General features: G+C 67.2%; 4 protein-coding genes. All 4 read left to right on the top strand.

The window, feature by feature from the left end:
* The coding region (locus AC5JJ6_RS00190) for a pyruvate kinase (protein WP_496040102.1) at positions 1–639 on the top strand (639 nt) is incomplete at its 5' end.
* A 123-nt stretch (positions 640–762) separates the two neighbouring features.
* On the top strand, positions 763–2916 hold the full coding sequence (locus AC5JJ6_RS00195; RefSeq protein WP_496040103.1) for a protoglobin domain-containing protein: 2154 nt from the start codon (positions 763–765) through the stop codon (positions 2914–2916).
* A 110-nt stretch (positions 2917–3026) separates the two neighbouring features.
* A complete protein-coding gene (locus tag AC5JJ6_RS00200) occupies positions 3027–3779 on the top strand; it encodes a FadR/GntR family transcriptional regulator (protein ID WP_496040104.1) in 753 nt (250 codons plus the stop codon).
* A 60-nt stretch (positions 3780–3839) separates the two neighbouring features.
* Positions 3840–4584, top strand: a 745-nt coding sequence (locus tag AC5JJ6_RS00205; protein ID WP_496040105.1) for a 5-dehydro-4-deoxyglucarate dehydratase, incomplete at its 3' end; no start/stop codon positions are given.

A 4584-nucleotide genomic window follows, 5' to 3' on the forward strand; every position in this document is an offset into this window, starting at 1 on the left:
GCCTGCCGCCTTGCGGTCAAGCCGGTGATCGTCGCGACCCAGATGCTCGACAGCATGGTCGCGGCGCCGACGCCGACACGGGCCGAAGCGTCAGACGTGGCGACCGCGATCTACGACGGCGCCGACGCCGTCATGCTGTCGGCCGAATCCGCGACCGGACGCTATCCGATCGAAGCGGTCGGCATGATGGACCGGATCATCCGGAGCACCGAACAGCACAAGCTCTACCGCTCGATCATCGAAGCCACCAAGCCCGGCGAGGAACAGACCGCCCCCCACGCGGTCGCCGCCGCCGCCGCCGATCTGGCAGAGGCGATCCACGCCCCCGCTATCGTCGCCTTCACGTCCAGCGGCACGACCGCCGCGCGGATCGCGCGCAAGCGGCCCCAAGTGCCGATCGTGGCCCTGACCCCCGACGAAAGCGTTTCCCGGCGCCTCTGCCTGCTGTGGGGCGCCCACAGCATCCTGTCGGAGGACATCACCACCTACGAGGAGATGGTCCAGCGCGCGGCGGCGACCGCCCACTCGGAAGGCTTCGCCAATCCGACCGACAACATCGTCGTCGTCGCCGGCATCCCCTTCGCCCAGGCCGGCACCACCAACAACCTCCGGGTCGTGCAGGTGGACAGGGAGTCGTAAGCCTCAGTCTGCTCCGCGCGGCCATGACGCAGGACAGAACCTGCCGCATATGTCTAAAATTGCTTCTTTCCAGTGACGCGTACCACCATACAGGGTCCGCGTCACCGGAAGTGGGGAAACGACATGCGCGAGAACGACAGGATGACGGATGCGACGGCGGACGCTGAATTCTTCAGCATCGACGGGGATGTAACGCAACGTCTGAAGGTCATGGCTCCCGCCATCATGGCGGCACTGGACGGCGCCCTTGACGGCTTCTACGACAAGCTGGAACAGGACCCTGCCATGTCGGCGCTGGTGTCCGAAGCGGGCGGACACCAGCGGCTGAAGAAGGCGCAGGCCGAACACTGGCGCGGTCTCCTGACCGACGGCTTCGGTGAAGCCTACCGCGAGCGGACCGTCCGCATCGGGGCGGCGCATGAGCGCATCGGCCTCGATCCCACACATTATCTGGGCGGCTACCTGTTCCTGGCGGAACGCATGCTCGACGCCGTGCTGGCGCGCCATCCTTTCGCCTCCCGCGCCTCCGCCGACGTCAAGGCGGTGCTGCGGGCGCTTCTCTACGATGTCAGCCTGTCGATCTCGGCCTACGTCCAGAAGGGGGCGGCGGAAGCCTTCAAGAGCGAGATCCTGACGCTCTCCGACATGGTGGAGCGCGAGGCGATGCACACGATCGGCGAAGTCGCCCACAAGGCCGCCCGCTTCTCCCAGGTCGCCCGGCTGGTCGCATCCAACAGCCGGGTGCTGGAAGAGGCCGTGACAGAAATGGCGAACGCCGCGGAATCCGTCTCGGCCGAAGTGTCGTCCGCAGCGGAGGCAGCCCGCCGGCTGCTCGACCTGGGCGATACGATCGGCAGCCGGGCGGTAGAGGCGTCGCACGTGACGGGGGATGCCGCCGTGCGCACGCGCGAGGCGACCGTTTCCGTCGAGTCCCTGACCCAGTCCGCCGACAGGATCAACGAAGTCGTCGTGCTGATCCGCACCATCGCCAGCCAGACCAGGCTGCTGGCCCTCAACGCCACCATCGAGGCGGCGCGGGCCGGCGAGGCGGGCGGAGGTTTCGCCATCGTCGCCGACGAGGTGAAGAGCCTAGCCGGCCAGACGGAGTCCAGCTTGGCCGGCGTCGCCGCCCAGGCCGACGGCATCCGCGACGGCACCGCCGCGACCGCAGCCACCATGGCCGGCGTGGCCGAGGCCATCGGCCGGGCGAACGAGGCGGCGCAGGCGGTGTCGGCATCGACCGACGAACAGCGCGGCGCGGCTGCCGTGATCGAGGAACGCATGTCGTCGGTCGCGGGCGCCGCGACGCAGGTCGCCGGCCGGCTCCAGAACGTCGCCCGCAACGCCGAGAGCAACCGCCAGTCGGCTTTGGCGCTGGCCTCGATGTCCAGCCTGCTTAACACCGATATGACGGCGATGAGGGAGCGGATCGTCCGGATCGTCGCGACCTCGACCGTCAAGGACGACCATGTCCGCGTCCCGGTCGCCCTGCCGGCCACGATGACGCCGGAAGGCCTTGCCGCGATCCCGTCCGTCGTCGTCGACCTGTCGACGGTCGGAGCGCTGGTCCGCCCGCGCAACGGCGCGCCGCCGCCCGACCTGACGCTCGGCAGCGTCATCTCGGTCGCCATCGACGGCGTCGGCGTCTTCCAGGCACGTGCCCTGATGCCCGCCGCCGGCGCGCTGCACGTCCAGTTCGTCAAGCTGACCGACGCGCTGAGGACGGCGGTCGTCGCCGTGGTCGAGCGCACGGCCGAACGCGACCGCCGCATGGTGGCCATCTGCTCGGCCGCCGCCGCCAAGGCGTCCCATGCCTTCGACGAGGCGTTCCGCTCCGGCCGCATCGACGACGACTCCCTGTTCGACGAGGACTACCGGGAAATCCCCGGCACCGATCCGGTCCAGCACACCTCCCGCTTCCTGGCCCTGGCGGACGAGATCCTGCCGGGCTTGCAGGAACCGGTCCTGACGCAGGCGCCCGGCATCGTCTTCTGCGCGGCGGTCGACCGCAACGGCTACATCCCGACTCACAACAAGTCCTGCTCCCTGCCGCAGCGTCCCGGCGACGCGGTCTGGAACACCGCCAACTCCCGCAACCGCCGCATCTTCGACGACCGCGCCGGCCTGCTCGCCGCCCACAACCGCTCGCCCAGCTTCTGCCAGACGTACGACCGCGACATGGGCGGCGGGCAGGTGGTCTTCCTCAAGGAAGCCGATTGCCCGATCATGGTGGACGACATGCACTGGGGGAACATGAGGCTGGCCTACGAGGCGTGAGCTTCCAACTCATATGATGACTACTTGCGCCGACCTCATCATAGGAGTAGTGGTTTACCAAAGGACCGCGCGACAGCGGCCGATAAGGACATGTGCGGGGAGCCTGGGGAATGGCGATCGTGGAACGGAGCGGAGCGCGCAGGACCCTTAGCTCCAAGGTGGTCGAGATACTTCGGCGCGAGATCGAGGACGGCGATTACGCCGTGGGCGACAAGCTGCCGGCGGAGCCGGTGCTGGTCGAGCGGTTCGGCTTCAGCCGCACGGTCATCCGGGAAGCGATCGCGGCGCTCCGGGCCGACGGGCTGGTCGAATCCCGGCACGGCGTCGGCGTCTTCGTGCTGGGGCCGCGACAGGCGCCGGAAAGCCTGGAGCTTTTCACTCAGGCGACGGACAAGATATCGGACATCATCGAGGAACTGGAACTCCGCATCGGCATCGAGGTCGAAGCCGCAGGCCTTGCGGCGCTGCGCAGTTCGCCGGCGCAGGAAGCCGAAATACAGTCCAGGCTGGAAGCATTCGCAGATCTGGTCGCCAAGGGCTTGCCGACAGATCAGGCCGATTTCGACTTCCACATGGCGATAGCGCAAGCCACCAACAACGGCCGGTTCAAGTCTTTCCTGGAGCAGATCGGCCGCCGGATCATCCCGCGCGTTAAGTTCCGCACCGCCATGGGCGGCGTCGATCCGCTGCCGAACCGGGACAAGATCCTGCTGGCGGAGCACACCGACATCGCCGAAGCGATCTGGGCGCGCGATCCGGAGCACGCGCGCGAAGCGATGCGCCGCCATCTGCTGGGCGGCATCAAGCGATACCGCGCGCTGACCCGCCCGAAACGGCCGGAGGCCGCGACCGATAATGATTGACAGACCTTCCCTTCTCATCATATGAGTCTTGTAACGGTCATATGATGAGAAGGACGAAGCATGTCCCCCGATGAAATCAAGACAGCCCTATCTTCCGGCCTGCTGTCGTTCCCGGTCACACATTTCGATGCCGATCTGCGGCTCAACCTGGAAAGCTATCGCAGCCATGTCGAATGGCTGTCGGGCTTCGGCGCCGCGGCGCTGTTCGCCGCCGGCGGGACGGGCGAGTTCTTCTCACTGACCCCGCGCGAGATCGGGCAGGTCACAAAGGCCGCCAAGGAATCCTCCGGCAACGTTCCGATCATCGCCGGCTGCGGCTACGGCACCGCCTTGGCGCAGGAGATCGCGGCGGAGGCCGAACAGGCCCATGCCGACGGCCTGCTGCTGCTGCCGCACTACCTGATCGGAGCGCCGCAGGAAGGCATCTACCAGCACGTCAAGGCGGTCTGCCAGTCCACCGGCGTCGGCGTCGTCATCTATAACCGGGCCAATTCCGTCGTGAAAGCCGACACGCTGGCCCGGCTGGCGGACGAGTGCCCCAATCTCATCGGCTTCAAGGACGGCACCGGCCAGATCGACGTGGTCCGCGAGATTACGGCGAAGCTCGGCGACCGCCTCTGCTATATCGGCGGCATGCCTACGCATGAACTCTACGCCGAAGCATTCAACGCTGTAGGCGTCACGACCTATTCGTCCGCCGTGTTCAATTTCGTGCCGGAACTCGCCCAGCGGTTCTACCGAGCCATGCGTGGCGGCGACAGCGCCACGATGACCGAGATCCTGACCAGCTTCTTCTTCCCGTTCG

The sequence above is a fragment of the Skermanella sp. genome (genome assembly GCF_059503625.1).